The organism is Palleronia salina (assembly GCF_900141995.1).
Lineage (GTDB): Bacteria > Pseudomonadota > Alphaproteobacteria > Rhodobacterales > Rhodobacteraceae > Palleronia > Palleronia salina.
In genome coordinates this window covers 22,373-44,618 of record NZ_FQZA01000004.1, presented here as the reverse complement: position 1 = coordinate 44,618, position 22,246 = coordinate 22,373, and the positions used below count along the sequence as shown (strand labels likewise).

Genomic DNA, 22,246 nt, shown 5'->3' with positions numbered 1-22,246 from the left:
TCGGCTCTGTCGAGTTTGTGCGCTACCATTGGGAAGGTGACGTCGGGATGCAACCCCCGCGACATGCCCGTTTCTGGACAACCCCACGGCCTTGTGGGAAGGGATTCGAGAATGAGGAGCCCTTGATGACCACCACACGCTTTGCCCCGTCGCCCACGGGCTACATCCATATCGGCAATTTGCGCACTGCCCTGTTCAACTGGCTGATCGCCAAGAAGGCGGGCGGCACGTTCATCCTGCGGCTCGATGACACCGACCCCGTGCGCTCGCGCCAGGAATATGTCGATGGCATCATGGAGGACCTCGAGTGGCTGGGCCTGACATGGGACCGGGTCGAGCGGCAGTCCCACCGTCTGGAACGCTACCACGATGCGGCCGACAAGCTGCGCCACGAGGGCCGATTCTACGAGGCGTTCGAGACGCCGACCGAGCTGGACCTGAAGCGCAAGAAGCAGCTGAACATGGGCCGCCCGCCGGTCTATGACCGCGCCGCCCTGGACCTGTCCGACGCCGACAAGGATCAGCTCCGGGCCGAACGGGGCGACGGCCACTGGCGGTTCAAGCTCGACCACGAGCGGATCGAATGGCAGGACGGGATCCTCGGCGACATCTCGATCGACGCGGCCAGCGTCAGCGACCCGGTGCTGATCCGGGGCGATGGTCAGGTTCTTTATACGCTCGCCTCGGTCGTGGATGACACCGACATGGGCGTGACCCACGTGGTGCGCGGGTCGGACCACGTGACCAACACCGCGACGCAGATCCAGATCATGAAGGCCCTTGGGCACGGGCACCCCCATTTCGCGCACCATTCGCTGCTGACCGGCCCGCAGGGCGAGGCGCTGTCCAAGCGGTTGGGCACCCTGTCGCTGCGCGATTTCCGCGCCGCCGGGATCGAGCCCATGGCGCTGCTGTCGCTCATGGCGCGGCTCGGTTCGTCGGACCCGGTCGAACTGCGCCTGTCGCTGGACGAGATCGCCGAAGGCTTCGACGTCACCCGGTTCGGTGCCGCGCCCACCAAGTTCGATGCCGAGGATCTTCGTCCCCTGACCGCGCGCGTGCTGGCGGCCCAGAGCGTCGAGGACATGGCGTCGGACATCTCGGCGCTGGGGGTTCCGGATGAGCTGGCGCCGGCCTTCTGGGCGCTGGTGCACGACAATATCGAGACCCGCGGCGACATGGTGCGGTGGTGGGCGATCCTGCGGGATGGCCCCATGCCCATCGTGGCCGACGAGGACCGCGAATTCATCGACCAGGCCGTGGCCCTGCTGCCGCCGCATCCCTACACCTCCGAGACGTGGGGCGAATGGACCACGGCGGTAAAGGACGCCACGGGCCGCAAGGGCAAGGCGCTTTTCATGCCGCTGCGCCTGGCGGTGACCGGTCAGTCGCGGGGGCCCGAGATGACGCAGGTGCTGCCCCTTCTGCAGAAGCCGATCAAGGCATGAGCATCCATGCCGCCGTCAGCGCACCGGCGGCGTAGATCAGCGCGACCAGCATCGCCGCGCCGTCGCGCAGGGTGATCGCAAGCCCGAACAGGGCAATGCCTGCCAGCGGGATCAGGGCCGCGAACGGCACCACTTCCAGCGGTGGGCAGGTGGCGGCCAGCGCGATGCAGATCGCCGCCGCCACGCGGACCATGACGTCTCCGGTCAGGGAGTCGAGCCGTTTGCCGAAATGCCGGTCGAGCCACTGCGCCGGACCGCGCCCCTTCGAAACGGCGCGCTCAAGACGGTCATCATCGACGGCCCGGTCGGCCAGGACATTTGGCAGCCACAGGTTGGATTTGCCGATCGCGATCTGGATGGCGGCCACGGCCGTCACCAATGCCATCAGCGTTGGCACGGTCGGGATCCCGCCCAGCGGCGACATGCCCAGCAGCCCCGGCACCAGCAGGAACACCCCGGCACCGCGATGGCCGATCTTGTTCTGAACGTCCCGGACGCTGACATCGCTTTCGTCACCGGCCAGGTTTACGAGGTCATCCAGGATGTCGTTGATGTCGGTCACGGGGCAGGGCCTTTCGCTGTCACCGGGTCGAACGCGTCCCGCCGGTGCGGCGTTCCGTCACCCCCGCGGATCGAGCAGGCGATCCAGCACGGATTGCCGCGTGATCTGGCCGATGAGCTTGCCGTTCTCGACGACGCCCAGCGCGCGCCGTGTCTCGCCAAGCGACTCCATCACCGACTTGATGTCGGTCTCGGCCTCGATGGTTTCGGGCAGGTCCAGCATGGCCGGTTCCATCGCGTCGCGGGCCGTCAGCACCATCAGGGGGTTCATCTGCGCCACGAAATTGGCGACGTATTCGTTCGCGGGCTTCTGGAAGATGTCGCGCGGCGTGCCGTGTTGGACGATGCGCCCGCCTTCCATGATCGCGATCCGGTCACCCAGCTTGAACGCCTCGTCCAGGTCGTGGCTGACGAAGACGATGGTGCGGCCCAGATCGTCCTGCAGATCCAGCAATTCGTCCTGAAGGCGGGTGCGGATCAGCGGGTCGAGCGCGCTGAAAGGCTCGTCCATCAGCAGGATCGGCGCGTCGGTGGCGAAGGCGCGCGCCAGGCCCACGCGCTGTTGCATCCCGCCCGACAGGTCGCCGACCTTGCGGCTACCCCAATCCGCCAGCCCGACAAGGTCCAGTTGATGGCGCACGCGCTCGCGCCGCTTCTTTGCCGACAGGCCGCCCAGCTCCAGCCCCAGACCCACGTTGTCCTCGACCGTGCGCCAGGGCAGGAGGCCGAATTGCTGGAACACCATGGACACGGTGTTGAGCCTGAGCTTGCGCAGCGCCTTGGGCTTGGCCTTTGTGACGCTCACCTCGCGGCCGTCCTGGCGGATGCGAACCTCCCCGCGGGCGACCGGGTTCAGCCCGTTCACGGCGCGCAGAAGCGTGGACTTGCCCGACCCCGACAGGCCCATGAGCACCAGGATCTCGCCCTCGGGCACCGCGAGCGAGCAGTTGTGCACGCCCAGGACCTGACCGGTCTCGCGCTGAATCGGGCCACGCTCCTTCCCCGCGTCCATCAGCGGAAGTGCGTCCTCTGGCCGGTCGCCGAAAACGATCGACACGCTGTCGAAGATCACCGCGTTCTCAGCCATCCCGCGCGCCTTCCGTGAAGCGCAGCACCCCGGCCAGCCGGGCAGCGTTGCCGTCCGAAGGATGGGCCTGGCCGTCCAGCACCTCGACCTCGGGCAGGAAGGGCGTCTGGCCTTCGAGACAGGCGAGGTTCACGCCGTACTGGTCCGGATCCGAGCGGCGCTTGTGATGGGTGTAGATCCCGCAGACCGAGCAGAAGTGATGCTCGGCCACGCCGGTGTTGAAACGGTAGGTCGACAGCTTGTCCGCACCCTGATGGATCGTGACGCCGTCCAGCGGGGCCGACACGGCCACCGCCCCGCGCTTGGCGCAGAGCGAACAACTGCAGCGGCGCGCGGTGTTCAGCCCGTCGGTCAGGCGCACAGTGAAGCGAACGGTCCCGCAATGGCATTGCCCATCCAGGATCATTTCTCGCGCACCCGCAGCATCCGGTCCAGCATGATGGCGACCACCACGATGATGAACCCGGATTCGAAGCCCAGCGAGGTGTTCACCTGGTTCAGAGCGCGCACCACCGGCACGCCCAGCCCGTCGGCGCCCACCAGCGCCGCGATCACAACCATGGACAGCGACAGCATGATGGTCTGGTTCAGACCGGCCATGATCTGGGGCAGAGCCGACGGAAGCTCGACCTTCCACAGTAGCTGCCGCGGCGTGGCGCCGAAGGCCTGCGCCGCCTCGATCAGCGGCTTGGGCGTGTTCGCGATGCCCAGGTGGGTCAGGCGGATCGGCGCGGGCAGCACGAAGATCACCGTTGCCATCAGGCCCGGCACCATGCCGATGCCGAAGAACACGATGGCGGGGATCAGGTAGACGAAGGTGGGCAGCGTCTGCATCAGGTCCAGCACCGGGCGCACCCAGGCGTAGACCTTGGGCCGGTGGGCCACGGCGATCCCGATGGGCACGCCCAGCCCCATGCAGACCACGCAGGCCGACAGCACCAGCGTCAGGCTCTCGGCCGTCTCCTCCCAGTAGCCCTGGTTGAGGATGAACAGGAACCCCAGCAGCACTAGCAAGCAGGTCTGCCAGCTGCGCTGGAGCGCCCAGGTCAGCGCGACGAAACCCGCCACGATCAGCAGCGGGTGGTAGTCCTCGGGATAAAGCGGCGCGTAGCCGTCGCCCCCGGTGAACCAGTTCGCGTTGGGCGGCATCAGGAACACGGCCAGCACGAGGTCGATCAGGTCCTCGAGAAAGATCGCCACGGCGTCGAACACCGCGGCGCCGTTGGTCTGCAACCACTCGAAGGCATCGCCCGCGACGGCCCCCACGGGGATCTTGTGCTCGGTCAGCCAGTCCATCATGCGCGCCACCATACCCGCGCTGCCGCGAAAGGAAAGCGGGGCGCGGGACGTTGGCCCCGGCGCCCGGCGTTTCGCGGCGGCTTGGGCGTTCGGCGGGTCTCTCGACCGGATCGGCATCTCTTCGCCGTTCGGGCCTTTCGCCGCGGCTCAGGCTCGGGACTTTCCGGGCCGGCGGACTATCTGCCCGCGTCAGACAAGAGGAGATGCCCAGATGACCACCCGCAGAACCCTGTTGAAATCCGCCGCCGCCATGGGCGCCATCACCGTGCTGCCGTTCCGCGCCGGCGCGGCCGAGCACTCGGGCAACACGTTCCCGACGGATGGTGGCGAGATCGTCGTCCACCCCGTGAGCCACGCGTCCATGTGGATGGAGACGCCCGCCGGCGTGATCTATGTCGACCCGGTCGGCGACGCCTCGGATTACGAGGATGCGCCCGATCCCGACCTGATCCTCATCACCCACGAGCACGGCGACCACTACGCGCCCGAGCTCCTGGCCGAGATCTCGGCGGGCAAGACCCAGATGATCGCCAACCCGGCCGTCTACGACATGATGCCGGACGAGATGAAGGCGATGACCCAGAGCATCGCGAACGGCGACAGCACCGATGCGCTGGGCATCGATATCGAGGCGATCCCCGCCTACAACATCACCGAGGGGCGCGAGAACTTTCACCCGCAGGGCCGCGACAACGGCTACATCCTGAATATCGACGGCGTGCGGGTCTACATCTCGGGCGATACCGAGGGCACGCCCGAGATGCGCGCGCTCGAGGATATCGACGTGGCCTTCGTCTGCATGAACCTGCCCTTCACCATGGGCGCCGAGCAGGCGGCGGATGCCGTGGCCGAGTTCTCGCCCGCCTATGTCTATCCCTACCACTATCGCGGCCGCGATGGCGGCACGCAGGACCCCGAGGCCTTCACCCGGATGCTGTCTGACGCCGGGGCCGAGACCGAGGTCAAGATGGGCGAGTGGTATCCCGGCGGGCTGGGCTGACCCGGCCCCGCCGGGGCCGGGCGGGGGTTTCCCACCCCCGCACCCCCGGGAGGTATTTTCGGAAAGATGAAGCTAGGGGCGCGCGGCCCGGGTCGCGCGCCTTTCGCGTGCGAATTTCCATTCCAGAAGTGCGAGATAGGGCAGGAAGAACGCCCAGACCTGAATCCGGTCGAACGGCCCGGTCAGCGCCTCGTTCGACCCCCAGCCCCCGGTGGCGGCGTACCAGATCCCGTAGTGTACACGGAAGATCCAAGAGGCGACGGCCAGCACCACGAGCCGCAGCGCCCAGCGGCGGTGCCGCGCCCGGTCGCGGGCCGCGAACCGGGCGGTGGCGAGGGCGGCGAGCAACATCAGCCCACCGTAGAGCGTGAAACCCGCGCTCATGTTCGGGCCGCCGATAGTGCCGCGCAGCGCGATGAAGGTCAGCCCCGCCACCGCCGTGATCGCCGTCATCGCGACCACGACGGGGCCGGTCCGGCGGTGCAGGCCGTTGGCGCGGCGGGCGGTGACGATCTGCAGCGGGGCCATCAGGGTCAGCGCCGCCCCGAGGATCATGTGCGCGGACATGGGCGCATTGGCGAAGGTTTCCGGATGGAAAAGATAGTGATCGGGCAGGGGCGCGCGCAGCCCGTCGAGGCCGAAGCGCACCGCGTAGAGCGCAAACGGCAGCAGCGCCAGCCACAGAAGGGCGGCGCCGACGCCCCTAGCCCAGCGCATGGCTTTGCAGCGCGTCGTAGACCGGGCCGTCGTCGCGCAGTGTGGATTGATACAGCGTCAGGCCTGCCGCGGGCACCGGCGGATGGGTGAAGCCGCCATGCGCCGACAGGAACCGGCCCAGCCGTGCGTGATCCTCGGGCGCAATCGTGCTCGGGAACCGCGCCAGCGTGACGTGGGGCACGAACTTGCGGTGGGGCAGGTCGATGCCGGCCCGGCGGACCAGCGTGGCGACCTTGGCTTGCAATGCCAGCAGGGCCGGGTCGGGCGCCACGACGGCGTGCAGGCTGCGGGGATGCGCGGCGCCGAACGTGTCGAGGCCCGTCACCCGTAATGCCACCGGCGGCGGCACCAGCATTTCGAGATCGAGCGCCAGGTCGTCGAGCTGGGGGATGCTGACCTTCGGCACGAAGGCCAGCGTCAGGTGAAAGTCGTCCTCGTCCACCGGGCGGCCGACGATCAGCCTGTCCTGCACCCGGCTCAGGGCGGCCGTCAGGTCGTCGGGCAGGTCGAGGGCCACGAAGATGCGCATGTCGCGGCCCCCGGCCGGTGTGGTTACAGCCCCAGCGCGGCCTGCACGGCGGGCAGGCCCGGCTCGCCGCCCTGCGTGGTGACGCCGTCCAACCAGCCTTCGAGGATGCCGGGATTCTCGGTGAGCCAGGCGGTCGCGGCCTCGGACGCCTCGGTCCCGTCGTTCAGGATCGCGCCCATGATCTCGTTCTCCATCTCGAGCGTGAACTCGAGATTGTTCAGGAGCGCGGCCACGTTCGGGCATTCGTCGGCGAAGCCGGCGGTGACGTTGGTGTAGACGGTCGCGCCGCCCAGGTCGGGGCCGAAATAATCGTCGCCGCCCGTCAGGTAGGTCATGTCGAACTGGGCGTTCATCGGGTGCGGCTCCCAGCCGAGGAAGACGACGGGCTGGTCGCGGCGGGTCGCCCGCTCGACCTGGGCCAGCATTCCCTGCTCGGACGATTCGACGACCTCGAACTCCGAGAGACCGAACGCGTCTTCGTCGATCATCGTCTGGATCAGGCGGTTGCCGTCATTGCCCGGCTCGATGCCGTAGATCTCGCCGTCCAGGGCGTCGGCATGCTCGGCGATGGCGCCGAAGCTGTCGATGCCCAGCGCCGCGCCGGCGGCATTGGTGGCCAGCGTGTACTTGGCGCCTTCGAGGTTGGCGCGCACGGTCTCGACCGTGCCTTCCTCGCGGTAGGGGGCGATGTCGTTTTCCATTGTGGGCATCCAGTTGCCCAGGAACACCTGAACGTCGCCCTCGGCCATCGAGGTGTAGGTGACCGGCACCGACAGGACCTTGATCTCGGTGTCGTAGCCCAGCGCCTCCAGCACGACGGTGGTCGCGGCGGTCGTGGCGGTGATGTCGGTCCAGCCCACGTCCGAGAAGGTGACGCTTTCGCAATTGGCGAAGGCGGTGGTGGTGGAGGCGGCCAGCGCCAGTATCGACAGGGTGGTCTTCATCTTGATCTCCCGTTTGGTTCGCGGCCGCCCGGCGCGTCCCGTCTGGGCAGCGCAATGGTGGAAGCGGCCTTGTTGTGCATTGGCGCGAAGCCTAAGTGGTCGCCCGTTGGGGGTCAACGCGGCCCCGTGGTCAGGACAGGTGCGGTGATGGATGATCTTGGATTGGGGCGTCGCGACGGTTTGCCGGACGCGCTGCGGGTGCTGGTTGAGAAACTGCCCCGCGGCACGTGGGAGGCGCACCCCAACTTCAGCCCGCTGACCCGGTTCTGGCTGGACCGCCACGTGATGTTCCGCGACGTGCTGGACCGCTTGCAGGGCTGTACGCGGGCCTTCCTGGACGGGCAGGTGGCGCCCGAACGCTACGGGCGCGAGACGGCGCGCATGGCGCAGTTCTTCCTGCAGGAGCTTCACGGCCATCACAGCATCGAGGATCATCATTACTTCCCCGTGCTCGAGGGGCTCGACGCGCGGCTGGAGCGGGGATTCAAGCTGCTGGATGCCGATCACCACGCGCTGGACGGCCACCTGAACGCGCTGGCCGGCGGCACCAACACAATGCTGCGCGGGCTGTCCGGGGACGATCCCAAGGCGGGGGCCGGCGCGCTCGAGCGACAGCTGGGCGACTTCGACGGCTTCCTCGACCGCCACCTGACGGACGAGGAAGATCTGGTCGTGCCCGTGATCCTGACCTACGCGCCCGAGATCCACTGACCCCGTATCACTCGGCCGGTTCGGCCTCGGCCTCGGGGGTTTCGGCGCGGCGCAGGCGTTCGCGGTGGATCACGTAGAAGATCGCGGCGACGGATCCGGCCGAGGTCAGCGTCATCAGCCACAAAAGCGGCGCCGCGCCGTCGCCCGCCTGCAGGACGATTCCCGCCAGCGTCGACAGGGCCGCGCCGCCGCCGATCATGATCGCGCCGCCCAGCCCCGACGCCGTGCCCGCCAGCCGCGGCCGCACCGACAGCATCCCGGCCATGGAGTTCGGGATCACCAGGCCGTTGCCCAGGCCCACGAAGACCATGAACGAGAAGAAGGTGACGTGGTTGCGGATACCGATCAGGTCCACGATCAGCCCCGTGCCAAGGCCCGCCAGCGTGATGATCGTGCCGAAGGTGATCATGGGAATGACGCCGAACCGGGAGGAGTACTGCCCCGAGATCCCGTTGCCGACCATGTACCCGACCGCCGGCGCGCCGAAGAAGATGCCCAGCGCGAAGGGGTCGAGGCCGTAGACCTCGGACCCGACATAGGGCGCGCCGCCCAGATAGGCGAAGAACGCGCCCGAGGCGAAGGCCGCGGTCAGGGCATAGCCCCAGAAGCGCGGGCTGAGCAGCAGCTCGGGGTAGTGGCCGACTTGCTGGAACAGCGACTCGGTCGACGCCGCGGCGGTTTCGCCCATGTCGGCCCAGGCCAGCGCCAGCGCGAGCACGCCGAGGATCACCAGCGCCCAGAAATTCGCCTGCCATCCGAACAGGCCGTCGAGCGCGCCACCGAAGGCGGGCGCGATCATCGGCGCCACGGCCATGCCCATGGTCACCCAGCCGATCATCGACGCGGCCCGCGCCTCGGAGAACATGTCGCGGATGGCCGCGCGGGGCAGGATCATGCCGGCCACGATGGCCGCCTGTACCAGCCGGAAGGCCAGGAAGACCTCGATCGTGGTCGACAGGGCGCAGCCGATCGAGGCCGCGATGAAGATCACCAGCGCCCCCATCATCACCGAGCGGCGCCCGAACTTGTCCGACAGCGGGCCAATCACCAGCTGCAGGAAGGCCGAGACGCCCAGGTAACCGGCCACCGCGATCTGGATCACGCTGTACTCGGTCGCGAAGAACTCCGTCATCGTCGGGAGAGACGGCAGGAACAGGTTCATCGACAGCGCGCCCAGCGACGTCAGCAGGATCATCGTGACGACGTGCGGCGGGGTGGTGCGGTCGAGGAAGCGGACGGGAGACACTGTATTCATGCGAGGGACTTAGACCTTGGCGGGGATGGCGTCGATGCTATGCTTGTCTGACTAATCCCGCCGCTGCCCTTCGGATCCGCGTTTTTCCTTCCAACCCATGCCCCGCACACCTACTGTGCGGCAAAACACCAAGACGATGGGCGAGGGACCGGCCGATGAAAGACATCCTTGAACAGCTTGAAGCACGCCGCGCCGAGGCCCGCGCGGGCGGTGGCGAACGCCGCGTCGAGGCGCAGCACGCCAAGGGAAAGCTGACGGCGCGCGAACGGATCGAGCTTCTGCTCGACGACGAGAGCTTCGAGGAATTCGACACCTTCGTCACCCATCGCTGCACCGATTTCGGGATGGCCGACAACAAGATCCCCGGCGACGGCGTCATCACCGGCTGGGGCACGATCAACGGCCGGCAGGTCTATGTCTACAGCCAGGACTTCACGGTGCTGGGCGGGTCGCTCTCGGAAACCCACGCCCAGAAGATCTGCAAGGTCATGGACATGGCCATGCAGAACGGAGCGCCGATCATCGGGCTGAACGACTCGGGCGGGGCGCGGATCCAGGAAGGCGTGGCTTCGCTCGCCGGCTATGCCGAGGTGTTCCAGCGCAACGTGCTGGCCTCGGGCGTGATCCCGCAGATCAGTGTCATCATGGGCCCCTGCGCGGGCGGCGCGGTCTATTCGCCCGCCATGACGGACTTCATCTTCATGGTGAAGGACAGCAGCTACATGTTCGTGACCGGCCCCGACGTGGTGAAGACCGTCACGAACGAGGTCGTGACCGCCGAGGAACTGGGCGGCGCCACCACCCACACCCGCAAGTCGTCGGTGGCCGACGGCGCGTTCGAGACCGACATCGACGCCCTGATCGAGGTTCGGCGCCTGGTGGATTTCCTGCCGCAGTCGAACCGCTCGGGGCCGCCGGTGCGGCCGTTCTTCGACGACCCGCTTCGGATCGAGAACAGCCTGAACACGCTGGTGCCCGACAACCCCAACATGCCCTACGACATGAAGGAGCTGATCGCCAAGATCGCCGACGAGGGCGATTTCTTCGAGATCCAGGAGGATTTCGCCAAGAACATCCTCACCGGGTTCATCCGGCTCGAAGGCTCGACCGTGGGCGTCGTGGCGAACCAGCCCATGGTGCTGGCCGGGTGCCTCGACATCGACTCCAGCCGCAAGGCCGCGCGCTTCGTTCGGTTCTGCGACGCGTTCGAGATCCCGATCCTCACGCTGGTCGACGTGCCGGGCTTCCTGCCGGGCACCAGCCAGGAATACGGCGGCGTCATCAAGCACGGCGCCAAGCTGCTGTTCGCCTATGGCGAGGCGACGGTTCCCAAGGTCACGGTCATCACCCGCAAGGCCTATGGCGGGGCTTACGACGTCATGAGCTCGAAACACCTGCGGGGCGACCTGAACTACGCCTGGCCCTCGGCCGAGATCGCGGTCATGGGCGCGAAGGGCGCGGTCGAGATCCTGTATCGCTCGGAGTTGGGCGATTCCGACAAGATCGCCGCGCGCACGGCCGAGTACGAGAAGAACTTCGCCAACCCGTTCAAGGCGGCCGAGCGTGGCTTCATCGACGAGGTGATCCAGCCCCACTCCACCCGGCGCCGCGTCTGCCGTGCCTTTGCCTCGCTGCGCGGCAAAAAGCTGCAAAACCCGTGGAAGAAGCACGACAACATCCCGCTGTAACGCAGCCGTGAGGGCGGGGGGCTTGATCGAGCGGTTCCCGCCCTCCTAGCGTTGGATGAATTTCAAATGACGTTTGCCATGCGCCTGCTGATTCCCGCCGCCTGTTTCGCGCTCCTGCTTCCGCCCGCCGCCCGGGCCGAACAGGTGCAGGTGCCCTCGGGCCAGCCCGTCGAGTTCCACGAGGTGATCCGCGACGCCCCGGGGCTGGGCCTGGCCTATCGGTTCCGCTTCGTGGCGCCGGACCTGGCGCGCGGCGTGACCTTCGAGGTCGCCGAGGCCGACATGATGCATCTGTGCACCTCGTACGCGCTGCCGCGACTGCCCAACCTCGGCCCTGCGCCGAATCACGTGGTGATCAGCCTGTCCGAGCGGCAGATCGATTTCGGCGAGACCGTGCCGGACATCGTCCAGTTCTTCGAGGTCTACCGCCCCGAGGGAACCGCCTGCGTCTGGGATGGCTTTTAGGCCGCAGCCGCGCGACGATCCGCCGTCGGTTTGCAATTGCGCGGGACCACGGTAAGTTGCGTGCTATAACGCGTTTGGGGCCTGCGTGGCGTGGAGTGCGCAAAAGAAGGCCCTACGGAACAACCAAGGAGACAGTGATGTCCAAAGCAGTGAAAATCACCCTGGGTCTGTCGGTCGCGGCGTTCCTGGGTGCGTGCAGCCAGCCCGAGCCCGAGCCCGTCTTCGTCGAGCCCGCGCCCGTCGTGGCCGAGCCGACCTACTCCAAGTACTGATACGACGCTCAGTCGATCGGCGAACGGGCGGGCGATGACCCCGCCCGTTTCGCGTTTCAGAAGGACCGAAAGACGCCATGGCGCTGCCTCCCATGACCAAGCATCGCGGCTTTCCCAGCCGCCTGCCGGGCACCGATTTCCAGTTCACGCTGCGCCGTGCGAATCCCAAGGGCGCGACCAGGCTGATCCGGCGAGACCGCTACGCCGACCGTCGGCCCGCCGACCGGCGCGCCGATGCGTGGTTCCTGTGGGCGCTGTGGGATTATTTCGGCGACGCGCCGTTCGAGCGCGGCAATCTCGACGGGGGGCGTCTGAGCTGGCTTTTCGAGCGCGAGGTCGTGGCCGCCGAGGATCCGTTCGACCCCGAAAGCTACGAGGCGCTGCTCCGGTTGGACCCTGCGCGGATCGACGCAAGCTTCCCCGGCTTGCGCGAGAACGGACCGCAGGATTGACCTAGCGGTAAGCGGGAATCTGCTTGGTCCCCGTCGCCCGTCGGCAGATTCAGGCGCATCTCGGGGACGTGTCGAAACAGGCGTAGGCGTGGGGCGAATCCGTCGTCAAAGCTATGCATGCCGGGGCGCTGCAGCACACCGTCTCGGCAGTTGTCAAAACCGTTACCCTTCCTTTGGCCCGACCTGTCCCCGGTCGGGCCATTTTTCTTGGGGCCGGGCAAGGAACGACGGCGGGGGCTTTGCGTTGGGGCGCCAAGATTAGGATTTCAAAAGGATACGCCCCATGACCCTGACCCTTCGCATCGCTGCCGTCGGCGCCTTCGCCGCCCTTGCCGCTTGCGGCAACACCGACCTGGAACGCGCCGGAACGGGCGCCGTGGGTGGCGCCGTCGCCGGCGAGGTCGTGTCCGGCGATCCCATCACGGGCGCCGCGCTGGGCGCCGCCGCAGGCGCGGTGTCGGACGACATCTGAGCCTGGCGGCCAGCACTTTCAACAACGGGCGGCGTCGGTTCTCACGGACCGGCGCCGCCTTTTTTGTGTCACGCCCCGCGCTCTTCGCCGGTCCCCCTACACAAGGCCCATTGTTCTTTTGCTGCCGGCCATGGCATCTGGAACGGAACAAAGGCGAAAGGGGAGGGACGTGATGCGGCATTTTATGGGAGCAGGGGCCTTGGCGCTTCTGCTTGCGGGATGCGGAGCGCCCTCGGGCCCGGGTATCTCGGATGGCGGTGTCGCGGTCTCGGCCAACAGCGGCACCGGACCGGAATACGAGCGCGGCGACCCTTGCAAGGGTGTCGTGCCGCAGATGTGCGCCTACTGATCGTGCCCGGGGACCAGTGACGATGTTCAAGAAGATCCTGATCGCCAACCGTGGCGAAATCGCCTGCCGCGTCATCAAGACCGCCCGCAAGATGGGGATCGCCACCGTGGCGATCTATTCCGACGCGGACCGCGACGCGCTGCACGTGCAGATGGCCGACGAGGCGATCCATATCGGGCCCGCGCCCGCCAACCAGTCCTACATCGTGATCGACAAGGTCATGGACGCCATCCGCCAATCGGGCGCCGAGGCGGTGCACCCGGGCTATGGCTTCTTGTCCGAGAACCCCAAGTTCGCCGCTGCCCTGGACGAGGCCGGTGTCGCCTTCATCGGCCCGCCCAAGGGCGCGATCGAGGCCATGGGCGACAAGATCACGTCGAAGAAGCTGGCCGACGAGGCCGGGGTCAGCACCGTGCCGGGCCACATGGGCCTGATCGAGGATGCCGACGAAGCGGTGAAGATCGCGCAGGACATCGGCTACCCGGTCATGATCAAGGCCAGCGCCGGCGGCGGCGGCAAGGGCATGCGCATCGCCTGGAACGACGCCGAGGCGCGCGAGGGCTTCCAGAGCTCCAAGAACGAGGCGGCCAGCAGCTTCGGCGACGACCGCATCTTCATCGAGAAATTCGTCACCCAGCCCCGCCACATCGAGATCCAGGTGCTGGCCGACGCGCACGGCAACACGATCTACCTGAACGAGCGTGAGTGCTCGATCCAGCGGCGCAACCAGAAGGTCATCGAAGAGGCCCCGTCGCCGTTCCTCGACGAGAAGACCCGCAAGGCCATGGGCAAGCAGGCCTGCGACCTGGCCGAGGCGGTGGGATACACCAGCGCTGGCACCGTCGAGTTCATCGTCGACGGCGACAAGAACTTCTACTTCCTCGAAATGAATACCCGCCTGCAGGTGGAACACCCGGTGACCGAGCTGATCACCGGCATCGACCTGGTGGAGCAGATGATCCGCGTCGCCGCGGGCGAGAAGCTGTCGATCTCTCAGAAGGACGTGGGCATCAACGGCTGGGCCATCGAAAGCCGTCTTTACGCCGAGGACCCGTATCGCGGGTTCCTGCCGTCGATCGGCCGGCTCAGCCGCTATCGCCCGCCTGCCGAGCTGCAGGACGACCGGCACATCGTGCGCAATGATACCGGCGTCTACGAAGGCGGCGAGATCAGCATGTATTACGACCCGATGATCGCGAAGCTTTGCACCTGGGCGCCCGACCGGGCCCAGGCGATCGAGGCCATGCGCGTGGCGCTGGACAGCTTCGAGCTGGAAGGCATCGGTCACAACCTGCCCTTCCTGTCGGCGGTCATGGATCACCCGAAATTCGTGTCGGGCGACATGACCACTGCCTTCATCGGCGAGGAATACCCCGACGGCTTCGACGGCGTGCAGCTGAGCGATCACGCCCTGCGTCGCGTGGCCTCGGCCGCGGCCGCGATGAACCGTGTGGCCGAGATCCGGCGCACCCGCCTGTCGGGCCGCATGGACAACCACGAACGCAAGGTCGGTCGCGACTGGGTCGTGCTGGCCCAGAATGTCGAGATGCCGGTCACCATCGACGCCGACCGCGATGGCGCGACCGTGCGCCACGAGGACGGGACCGAGATGCGCGTCACCTCGGACTGGGTGCCCGGGCAGCCGCTGGCGCGGCTCACGGTCGACGGCGCGCCGCTGGTCCTGAAGATCGGGCGCGAAACCGGCGGCTACCGCATCCGCACCCGTGGCGCCGACCTGTCGGTGCGGGTCTATTCGCCCCGCCAGGCCGAGCTTGCCCGCCACATGCCCGAAAAGGCCGAGGCCGACACGTCCAAGATGCTGCTCTGCCCGATGCCGGGGCTTCTGGTGAAGCTCGACGTCGAGGAAGGCGAGGCGGTCGAGCAGGGGCAGGCGCTCTGCACCATCGAGGCCATGAAGATGGAGAACATCCTGCGGGCCGAGCGCAAGGGTATCGTCAGCAAGATCAACGCGGGCCCCGGCGACAGCCTGGCCGTGGACGAGGTCATTCTCGAGTTCGAATAATCGCCTTCGTGACGCCCTGCCCAGCGGCGGGGCGCTACGCCACGGATGCCGGATAGGCTGGGGCGGGCAGTAGCAGCCCGGTCCGGCCTACTGGTTGGCGTTCTGCCGTTCGCGAATTTCCTGGCGGCGCATGGGCATCTTGTCGATGGAGCGGCTCAGTTCGCGCACGTCCCACGGGAAGGGCTTGCGCAGCTTCACCATCCCGTCCTTGCCGATCAGGGCCAGCATGAAGCCGCGGGGGCGCAGCTTCAGACGAAGGTCCGACCGCGCGTCCGGGTCGGTGTCGGTGATGACCACCACGTCGCGCTCGGCCAGCTGGTCGGCACGGCCTGCCAGAAGGTCGATCTGTTCCTGGAAGGCCGGATCGAATTCACTGTCGGCGAACACGACCACGGGGCGCGCGATCCAGCGGAAATCCTCCAGCGACACCTCGGCCGCGTCGAAGGTCACCTTCGGGTCCTCGCGCCAGCGGTCCACGGGTTCTTCCAGCACGGGCACCTCGACGGTTTGGGCGGCCGCTGTCTCCGCTTCCTGCGCTAACAGGGGGACAGCGGGCAAAAGGGCCATTACAGACAACACGACGGCGCGGAGGGGGCTTGGTCTCATGATCTTGAATATAGGCAGCAATCGCGCGAATACGAAGACCTGCGGCACCATCGCACAGCCTTTTGAGAGCGACGCCGCGAAGACAGGAAGGATCACCCGCCATGGATGACTGGAAGAGCCGCGCCGCCAAGGAACTCCGTGGCAAGTCGGTGGAGGATCTGACCTGGCACACGGCCGAGGGCATCGACATCGCGCCGGTCCACGGGCCGGGCGAAAGCTTCGACCACATGGGCTCCATGCCGGGCGAGGCGCCGTTCACGCGCGGCCCCAAGGCCACCATGTATGCCGGGCGCCCCTGGACCATCCGGCAATACGCGGGCTTCTCCACCGCCGAGGAAAGCAACGCCTTCTATCGCCGGGCGCTCGACGCGGGCCAGCAGGGCGTCAGCGTGGCGTTCGATCTGGCGACCCATCGGGGCTATGACAGCGACCACCCCCGCGTCGAGGGCGACGTGGGCAAGGCGGGCGTGGCCATCGACAGCGTCGAGGACATGAAGATCCTCTTCGACGGCATTCCGCTACAGGACATTTCGGTGTCCATGACCATGAACGGCGCGGTGATCCCGGTGCTGGCCAGCTTCATCGTCGCGGGCGAAGAGCAGGGCGTGGACCGCGCGCAGCTTTCGGGGACCATCCAGAACGACATCCTGAAGGAGTTCATGGTCCGCAACACCTATATCTACCCGCCGGCACCCAGCATGAGGATCGTCGCGGATATCATTGATTACACAAGCAAAGAGATGCCGCGCTTCAACTCGATCAGCATCTCGGGCTACCACATGCAGGAGGCCGGCGCGAACCTGGTGCAGGAGCTGGCCTTCACCCTCGCCGACGGCAAGGAATACGTCCGCGTCGCCAAGGAGCGCGGCATGAACGTGGACAAGTTCGCCGGGCGGCTGAGCTTCTTCTTCGCCATCGGCATGAATTTCTTCATGGAAGCCGCCAAGCTGCGCGCCGCGCGCTTCCTGTGGCACGAGATCATGACCGAGATGGGCGCGCAGGACGACCGGTCGAAGATGCTGCGCACCCATTGCCAGACCAGCGGCGTGTCGCTGGCCGAGCAGGACCCCTACAACAACATCGTGCGCACCGCCTACGAGGCGATGAGCGCGGTGCTGGGCGGCACCCAGTCGCTGCACACGAACTCCTTCGACGAAGCCATTGCCCTGCCTACGGATTTCTCGTCCCGTATCGCGCGCAACACGCAGCTGATCCTCCAGAACGAGACGGGCGTGACCAACGTGGTCGACCCGCTGGCGGGCAGCTACTACGTCGAGAAACTGACCGCCGACCTGATCGACGAGGCACGCAAGCTGATCGCCGAGGTGGACGAGCTGGGCGGCATGACCCGCGCGGTGGAATCCGGGATGCCCAAGCTCCGGATCGAGGAAGCCGCCGCACGCAAGCAGGCCCGCATCGACCGCGGCGAAGAGGTCATCGTCGGGGTCAACAAGTTCCGGCTCGAGAAGGAAGACGACCTGGACATCCGCGTGGTCGACAACGCGGGCGTGCGCACCAGCCAGATGAAGCGGCTGGACAGGATCCGCGGCGAGCGGGACCAGGCCGCCTGCGACGCCGCGCTGGCCGCGCTGGAAGAAGGCGCGAAGGGCGACGGGAACCTGTTGGAGCTGGCCGTCGAGGCGGCCCGCGCCCGTGCCACGGTGGGCGAGATCAGCGACGCGATGGAGCGCGTCTTCGGCCGGCACCGCGCCGAGGTGAAGACTCTGGCCGGTGTCTACGGCGCCGCCTACGAGGGCGACGCGGGCTTCGCGCAGATCCAGAAGGACGTGGAACGCTTCGCCGAGGAAGAAGGCCGCCGGCCGCGCATGCTGGTCGTAAAGATGGGGCAGGACGGTCACGACCGCGGCGCCAAGGTCATCGCCACCGCCTTCGCCGATATCGGCTTCGACGTCGATGTGGGCCCGCTGTTCCAGACCCCAGAAGAGGCCGCGCAGGACGCGCTGGACAACGACGTGCACGTCATCGGCATCTCGTCCCAGGCGGCGGGGCACCTGACCTTGGCGCCCAAGCTCATCGCCGCGCTGCGGGCGCAGGGCGCCGAGGACATTCTCGTCGTGTGCGGCGGGGTGATTCCCGCGCAGGACTACAAGACGCTGAAAGAGGCCGGGGTGGCCGCGATCTTCGGACCGGGGACCAACATCCCCAAGGCCGCCGCCGAGATCCTGGACCTGGTCCGCGCCGCCCGCGTGCCCGCCTAGACAGCCGGTCGCGAAGGTGTGCTGATCCATCCGGTTGCACGCGCCCCCGGCTTCGGTCAGGTTGCGCACAACTGGCCGGGCCCCTTGCCCTGCATCCCGAAATTTATGGCCCGTTTCGGCCAAGGGACGGGCGGGAAAGGCATCTTTCATGCAACTGGATCACGTGGTCGTTCTGGCCGAAACGCTCGACGAGGGCAGCCGCGCCGTCGAGGAGATGCTGGGCGTCCCGCTGGAGGCGGGCGGCAGCCACGCGCTCATGGGCACCCATAACCGGCTGCTGTCGCTAGGCGAGGAATGCTACCTCGAGGTGATCGCCGTCGACCCCGACGCGCCCAAGCCCGGCCGGACCCGCTGGTTCGGCCTGGATGGCTTCAGCGGCCCGCCGCGCCTGGGCAACTGGGTCGTGCGCGCCAAGGACCTGCGCGGCCAGATGGCCGAGGCGCCCATGGGCATGGGCGAGCTGACCCAGTTCGAGCGGGGCGGGCTGGAATGGTCCATGGCCGTACCCGCCGATGGCATGCTGCCCTTCGACAACGTCCTGCCCGCTCTGATGCAGTGGAAGGGCGCGCGCGCGCAATCCCGCCTGACCGACCGGGGCTGCAAGATGAAGCGCGTGGTCCTGCGCCATCCCGAGGCCGAGCGGCTGCGCGCCGAGTGGCCCGCGCTGGCCCAGATGCCGAAGGTCGCCATCGAGGTGAGCGCGCATCCCTCGCTCGAGGCGGAAATCGTCACGCCGCGGGGGCTGGTCGCGCTGTCCAGCCTGACAGAAACCGCCTAGACTGCCGGACATGTCGATCTGGCAACGCATCTCGGACGCCGTTGCCGCGCTGGCCGCAGGCGAAAGCCTGGCCCGCGTGTTCGATCGACTGCGCGGACCGCGCGAACGGGGCGTGGCCTTCACCATCGCCGTCATCGGGCTGGGCGCCAAGATGGCCAAGGCAGACGGCACCGTGACCCGCAACGAGGTCGCCGCCTTCCGCGAGGTCTTTCACATCGCGCCCGAGGACGAGGCGTCGGCGGCCCGCGTGTTCAACCTGGCCCGTCAGGACGTGGCGGGGTTCGAGGATTACGCGAGGTCCATCCGCGCCATGTTCGCGGCAGGCGACCGTGTGCTGTGCGACCTGATGGAGGGGCTGTTCCACATCGCCATGGCCGACGGCACGTTCCACCCGGACGAGGACCGGTTCCTGGGCCGCGTGCGCGATATCTTCGAGCTCGACGATCGGCAGTACCGCGCCCTGCGCGCCCGGTTCGTCCCGGATGCCGAGCCGGATCCCTACGAGGTGCTGGGGCTCGATCCCGGGGCCAGCGCGGCCGAGGCGAAGAAACGCTGGCGCCAGCTCGTGCGCGACAGCCATCCCGACCGCATGGTGGCCCGCGGTGTCCCGCCCGAGGCGGTGCGCCTGGCCGAACGGCGGCTGGTGGCGATCAACCGCGCCTACGAGGAAATCACGGGCGACGCGGCCTGACGGGGTTGGGCCGGATCGCGGGCGTCGCGGGGGCCGCATCGAAACGCTTGGGCTGGGGCCACGACCGGCGTAGGCTCGGCGCCATGAAACACATCGCTCTGACCCTTGCCGTCCTGGCCGCCATCGGTGGTCCCGCCGCTGCACAGGAAACGCCCGATACCGGGGACGACAGCGACATCTCGGAAGGGGTCGACCTGCTGTCCGAGGGGGCGCGCCGCCTGCTGCGCGGTCTCATGGGCGAGGTCGAGCCGGCCATGCGCGACCTGGCCGAAACCCTGCGCGAGTGGGATTTCGAGGGGTTGGGAATCGAAGACCTCGGCCGGTATCACCCGCCCGAGGTCCTGCCGAATGGCGATATCATCATCCGCCGCAAATCCGACCCCGTCCCACCGGACCCTCCCGAGGGCGAGATCGAGCTGTAGCGGCGGGGCGGGCTCAGCCGCCGGGGGTGACGCGCACCAGCTCGCCGTTGCTCTTGTCGGTCAGCAGCAGGATCGCCCCGTCCTGGTCGATCTCGACATCGCGGACCCGGCCGATCTCGGGCAGGAACCGCTCTTCCCCGGCGACGCGGTCGCCTTCCAGGCTCAGCCGCACCAGCCCGCCCGGATAAAGCGAACTGGCCAGCACGTCGCCCTCCCACTCGGCGAACATCTCGCCGTCGTAGAAGGCGAAGCCGCCCGGCGCGATGACGGGATCCCAGTAATATTGCGGCTCGACGAACCCTTCGGCGCGGGGATCGCCGCTGCCGATGGGCGATCCGGAATACTGCTGGCCGTAGCTGACCACCGGCCAGCCGTAGTTTTCGCCAGCGGTGATCTTGTTCAGCTCGTCACCGCCCGCGGGCCCGTGTTCCACAGTCCAGAGCTCGCCGGTTCCGGGCCGGATGTCGGCGCCCTGCACGTTGCGATGACCCAGCGTCCAGACCAGCGCGGCCGTCTCGCCCTCGTCGGCGAAGGGATTGTCGTCGGGCGTTTCGCCGTCCAGCGTCACGCGGATCACCTTGCCATAGGTCTTGTCCAGGTCCTGCGCGTTGCCGCGTTCGCTCATGGACGAATGCTCGCCCGTGGTGATGTAGGCATAATCACCGTCCAGGACGACGCGGCTGCCATAGTGCTTGGCCGTGGGCGACGGTGGCGTCTGCACGAAGATGTCGGTCACGTCTTCCAGCGCGCTCATGTCCTCGGTCAGGGTGCCGCGCGCGGCGGCGGTTACCGACATCCCGTCGCCCATGGGCTTGGAATAGGTCAGGTAGATCGTCCGGCTGTCCTCGAAATCCTGCGCCAGCGCCACGTCCAGAAGGCCGCCCTGGTCGCGGTTGAACACCTCGGGCACGCCCGAGATCGGGTCATGCATCTCGCCCTCGCGGGTGATGTGGCGCAGCTTGCCCGCGCGCTCGGTCACCAGGTAGCTACCGTCGGGCAGGACCTCGACTCCCCAGGGATGCGTCAGGCCATCGGCGACGACCTGCGTGGACAGCGTCACGCCGCTGTCCATGGCGGGCGCGCGGGTCTGGTTGGGCCAGGCGGGCTCGAACTCGGGGACGTTCTTCGCCCCCTGTTCGACGGGTTCGCCGTGCTGCTCGGCCATGGCGGGCACGGCCAGCGCGGTGCCCAGAAGAAGCGTTGAAATCAGTCGTGTCATGGAAAACCTCCGTTTCCCGGACAACGTCGCGCCACGTTGGGCGTTCCGGCCCGGGCGTTCTGCCGCAGGGGGAACCCACGCAGTGTTGATCGGCGTTGTGGCCGCATCGAAGAAGGAGACGTCCATGTCCAGCGCCGAGAAGACCGACCCCGACCTGTGGGAGAAGGTGAAAGACGAGATCACGCAGTCCGACAAGGGGGGCGAGCCCGGCCAGTGGTCTGCCCGCAAGGCGCAGATGGCCGTGCAGGAATACCAGCGGCGCGGCGGCGGCTATGCCGATGACGGCCCCGACCAGGAAGACACCGACCTCCACGAATGGACCGAGGAGGACTGGGGCACCAAGTCGGGCGACGCGGCGCTGGAATCGGGCGAGCGGTATCTGCCCCGAAAGGTCCGCATGCTGCTGACCGAGGATGAATACGCCCGCTCGACCCAGAAGAAGAAGGACGGCTCGGGGCAGTTCGTGGAGCAGCCCGACGACGTGAAGGATAAGGTCGCGCGCATCAAGAAGGACGGCCCCACCAAGGACATGCTGATGGAGCGGGCGCAGGACCTGACCATCGACGGCCGGTCGGACATGACCAAGGACGAGCTGCTGGACGCCATCGACGAGGCCACCGACGGGAACGGGCGCGGCAAGGGCTCGAAGGCGTCGCTGGAGGCAAAGACGAAAGACGAGCTTTACGACATGGCGCAGGACCACGATGTCGACGGCCGGTCGGACATGGACAAGGACGATCTGGTCGAGGCGCTGAAGGATGCCGGTTGAGCTGTCCGAGCTGTCGAAGGACGCGCTGCGCGACCTGGGATCGGTGCGCGAACTGGGCGGGCACACCGACATGACGCGGGATGAGTTGCTAAACGCGCTGGACGGCCCGGTCGAGGACGACATCGCCGGATGGCTGGGCCGGCCTCGCGCCGAGGTCTACGAGGCCGCGAAACAGGCCGGGATCGACGCGCCCATGGACAAGGACAAGCGGACATTGATCCTCGAGCTTGCTGGGCGGCGCTAGACCTGGCGATCAGTCGCGGCGCAGCC

26 protein-coding genes are annotated in these 22,246 nt (G+C 67.5%); 16 read left to right on the top strand and 10 right to left on the bottom strand.

Annotation, left to right across the window (positions count from 1 at the left end; genetic code table 11):
- Positions 1–125 precede the first annotated feature (125 nt).
- Entirely contained in the window at positions 126–1,448 is a 1,323-nt protein-coding gene (gltX, locus tag BUB76_RS07410; protein ID WP_073128133.1) for a glutamate--tRNA ligase, read from the top strand.
- Here the strand turns inward: gltX and BUB76_RS07405 are convergent.
- From BUB76_RS07405 to choW, 4 genes are read right to left on the bottom strand one after another with little or no spacing between them, the layout of a single operon-like run.
- Positions 1,438–2,010 (bottom strand): exopolysaccharide biosynthesis protein, encoded by a 573-nt coding sequence (locus BUB76_RS07405; RefSeq protein ID WP_073128132.1) that lies wholly within the window; start codon positions 2,008–2,010, stop codon positions 1,438–1,440. The genes gltX and BUB76_RS07405 overlap by 11 nt on opposite strands.
- Positions 2,011–2,067: 57 nt before the next feature.
- The gene (choV, locus tag BUB76_RS07400) at positions 2,068–3,096 is read right to left on the bottom strand and encodes a choline ABC transporter ATP-binding protein (RefSeq protein WP_073128131.1); all 1,029 of its coding nucleotides are present in this window, start codon (positions 3,094–3,096) and stop codon (positions 2,068–2,070) included.
- On the bottom strand, positions 3,089–3,502 hold the full coding sequence (locus BUB76_RS07395; protein ID WP_073128130.1) for a GFA family protein: 414 nt from the start codon (positions 3,500–3,502) through the stop codon (positions 3,089–3,091). Before BUB76_RS07395 ends, choV begins: the two co-directional genes overlap by 8 nt.
- Positions 3,499–4,392 (bottom strand): choline ABC transporter permease subunit, encoded by an 894-nt coding sequence (gene choW, locus BUB76_RS07390; RefSeq protein WP_073128362.1) that lies wholly within the window; start codon positions 4,390–4,392, stop codon positions 3,499–3,501. The genes BUB76_RS07395 and choW overlap by 4 nt, the downstream gene beginning before the upstream one ends.
- A 214-nt stretch (positions 4,393–4,606) precedes the next feature.
- Here choW and BUB76_RS07385 point away from each other — a divergent pair, with 214 nt between their 5' ends.
- Positions 4,607–5,395: an MBL fold metallo-hydrolase gene (locus tag BUB76_RS07385; RefSeq protein WP_073128129.1), complete on the top strand. Its 789-nt coding sequence runs from the start codon at positions 4,607–4,609 to the stop codon at positions 5,393–5,395.
- Between the two features lie 72 nt (positions 5,396–5,467).
- Here the strand turns inward: BUB76_RS07385 and BUB76_RS07380 are convergent, their stop codons facing one another.
- From BUB76_RS07380 to choX, 3 genes are read right to left on the bottom strand one after another with little or no spacing between them, the layout of a single operon-like run.
- A complete protein-coding gene (locus BUB76_RS07380; RefSeq protein WP_073128128.1) occupies positions 5,468–6,112 on the bottom strand; it encodes a DUF2306 domain-containing protein in 645 nt (214 codons plus the stop codon).
- Positions 6,099–6,641: an RNA 2',3'-cyclic phosphodiesterase gene (gene thpR / locus BUB76_RS07375; RefSeq protein WP_073128127.1), complete on the bottom strand. Its 543-nt coding sequence runs from the start codon at positions 6,639–6,641 to the stop codon at positions 6,099–6,101. Before thpR ends, BUB76_RS07380 begins: the two co-directional genes overlap by 14 nt.
- Positions 6,642–6,664: 23 nt before the next feature.
- A complete protein-coding gene (gene choX, locus BUB76_RS07370) occupies positions 6,665–7,585 on the bottom strand; it encodes a choline ABC transporter substrate-binding protein (RefSeq protein WP_073128126.1) in 921 nt (306 codons plus the stop codon).
- Between the two features lie 147 nt (positions 7,586–7,732).
- Between choX and BUB76_RS07365 the strand changes: the two genes are divergently transcribed.
- Entirely contained in the window at positions 7,733–8,296 is a 564-nt protein-coding gene (locus BUB76_RS07365) for a hemerythrin domain-containing protein (protein WP_073128125.1), read from the top strand.
- A 7-nt stretch (positions 8,297–8,303) separates the two neighbouring features.
- Here BUB76_RS07365 and BUB76_RS07360 read toward each other — a convergent pair whose 3' ends face one another.
- Positions 8,304–9,551 (bottom strand): multidrug effflux MFS transporter, encoded by a 1,248-nt coding sequence (locus BUB76_RS07360; RefSeq protein WP_073128124.1) that lies wholly within the window; start codon positions 9,549–9,551, stop codon positions 8,304–8,306.
- A gap of 155 nt (positions 9,552–9,706) precedes the next feature.
- Here BUB76_RS07360 and BUB76_RS07355 point away from each other — a divergent pair, with 155 nt between their 5' ends.
- The 7 genes from BUB76_RS07355 (at position 9,707) to BUB76_RS07335 (ending at position 15,272) form a co-directional block, all read left to right on the top strand.
- Positions 9,707–11,239, top strand: coding sequence for an acyl-CoA carboxylase subunit beta (locus BUB76_RS07355; RefSeq protein ID WP_073128123.1), 1,533 nt, complete (start codon positions 9,707–9,709; stop codon positions 11,237–11,239).
- A gap of 78 nt (positions 11,240–11,317) precedes the next feature.
- Positions 11,318–11,704, top strand: coding sequence for a DUF6497 family protein (locus BUB76_RS07350; RefSeq protein ID WP_073128122.1), 387 nt, complete (start codon positions 11,318–11,320; stop codon positions 11,702–11,704).
- Positions 11,705–11,841: 137 nt separating this feature from the next.
- Positions 11,842–11,976 (top strand): hypothetical protein, encoded by a 135-nt coding sequence (locus BUB76_RS18255; protein WP_269085819.1) that lies wholly within the window; start codon positions 11,842–11,844, stop codon positions 11,974–11,976.
- A gap of 92 nt (positions 11,977–12,068) precedes the next feature.
- Complete coding sequence (locus BUB76_RS07345) at positions 12,069–12,428, top strand: hypothetical protein (protein WP_073128361.1); 360 nt, start codon at positions 12,069–12,071, stop codon at positions 12,426–12,428.
- A gap of 283 nt (positions 12,429–12,711) precedes the next feature.
- Positions 12,712–12,900, top strand: a complete 189-nt coding sequence (locus BUB76_RS07340; protein WP_073128121.1) for a hypothetical protein — start codon at positions 12,712–12,714, stop codon at positions 12,898–12,900.
- A gap of 199 nt (positions 12,901–13,099) precedes the next feature.
- On the top strand, positions 13,100–13,249 hold the full coding sequence (locus BUB76_RS17910; RefSeq protein ID WP_175550276.1) for a hypothetical protein: 150 nt from the start codon (positions 13,100–13,102) through the stop codon (positions 13,247–13,249).
- A gap of 22 nt (positions 13,250–13,271) precedes the next feature.
- The gene (locus tag BUB76_RS07335) at positions 13,272–15,272 is read left to right on the top strand and encodes an acetyl-CoA carboxylase biotin carboxylase subunit (RefSeq protein ID WP_073128120.1); all 2,001 of its coding nucleotides are present in this window, start codon (positions 13,272–13,274) and stop codon (positions 15,270–15,272) included.
- Between the two features lie 87 nt (positions 15,273–15,359).
- Here BUB76_RS07335 and BUB76_RS07330 read toward each other — a convergent pair whose 3' ends face one another.
- A complete protein-coding gene (locus BUB76_RS07330; RefSeq protein ID WP_308417668.1) occupies positions 15,360–15,764 on the bottom strand; it encodes a DUF4174 domain-containing protein in 405 nt (134 codons plus the stop codon).
- 215 nt (positions 15,765–15,979) lie between these two features.
- Between BUB76_RS07330 and scpA the strand changes: the two genes are divergently transcribed.
- The 4 genes from scpA to BUB76_RS07310 all read left to right on the top strand — a co-directional run bounded on the left by scpA (position 15,980) and on the right by BUB76_RS07310 (position 19,988).
- Complete coding sequence (scpA, locus tag BUB76_RS07325; RefSeq protein ID WP_073128119.1) at positions 15,980–18,097, top strand: methylmalonyl-CoA mutase; 2,118 nt, start codon at positions 15,980–15,982, stop codon at positions 18,095–18,097.
- Between the two features lie 148 nt (positions 18,098–18,245).
- Complete coding sequence (locus tag BUB76_RS07320; protein WP_073128118.1) at positions 18,246–18,875, top strand: VOC family protein; 630 nt, start codon at positions 18,246–18,248, stop codon at positions 18,873–18,875.
- A gap of 10 nt (positions 18,876–18,885) precedes the next feature.
- Positions 18,886–19,566: a molecular chaperone DjiA gene (locus BUB76_RS07315; RefSeq protein WP_073128117.1), complete on the top strand. Its 681-nt coding sequence runs from the start codon at positions 18,886–18,888 to the stop codon at positions 19,564–19,566.
- A gap of 83 nt (positions 19,567–19,649) precedes the next feature.
- Positions 19,650–19,988, top strand: a complete 339-nt coding sequence (locus BUB76_RS07310; protein WP_073128116.1) for a hypothetical protein — start codon at positions 19,650–19,652, stop codon at positions 19,986–19,988.
- A 13-nt stretch (positions 19,989–20,001) separates the two neighbouring features.
- On the opposite strand, the gene BUB76_RS07305 is transcribed toward BUB76_RS07310, so the two are convergent.
- A complete protein-coding gene (locus BUB76_RS07305; protein ID WP_073128115.1) occupies positions 20,002–21,207 on the bottom strand; it encodes a PQQ-dependent sugar dehydrogenase in 1,206 nt (401 codons plus the stop codon).
- Between the two features lie 124 nt (positions 21,208–21,331).
- Here BUB76_RS07305 and BUB76_RS07300 point away from each other — a divergent pair, with 124 nt between their 5' ends.
- Entirely contained in the window at positions 21,332–21,976 is a 645-nt protein-coding gene (locus tag BUB76_RS07300; protein ID WP_073128114.1) for a Rho termination factor N-terminal domain-containing protein, read from the top strand.
- Entirely contained in the window at positions 21,966–22,220 is a 255-nt protein-coding gene (locus BUB76_RS07295; RefSeq protein ID WP_073128113.1) for a hypothetical protein, read from the top strand. Before BUB76_RS07300 ends, BUB76_RS07295 begins: the two co-directional genes overlap by 11 nt.
- The last annotated feature ends 26 nt before the right edge of the window (positions 22,221–22,246 follow it).